The sequence below is a fragment of the Vallitalea maricola genome, from assembly GCF_036985595.1.
In the GTDB taxonomy this organism is placed as follows: domain Bacteria; phylum Bacillota; class Clostridia; order Lachnospirales; family Vallitaleaceae; genus Vallitalea; species Vallitalea maricola.
Genome location: NZ_BTPU01000222.1, coordinates 1 through 240 on the forward strand (window position 1 = coordinate 1; position 240 = coordinate 240).

Here is a 240-nt window from a genome sequence, read left to right on the forward strand (position 1 = left end):
TACAACAGAATCATTAGATTCATCTTGACACATCAACATGAATCCACCTTCATTATCATGACTATAGTTATACTGGTATAACGTTCTATTGCTATAATCACAATCAAAAGCTTGACCATCACCATTGTACTTAGTACCATATACTTCATTGTATTGGAACAAAGCATCATCACAACGCCATGGCCATACTCCTGCACTATATTGACCAGCAGCAGCTGTTGTTGTATTACAACCATTAGC

Annotated in this window: 1 pseudogene; it reads right to left on the reverse strand. The window is 36.7% G+C overall.

Annotated elements, in window-relative coordinates:
• A pseudogene (locus tag AACQ14_RS23930) lies at positions 1-240 on the reverse strand (hypothetical protein); the annotation flags it as partial.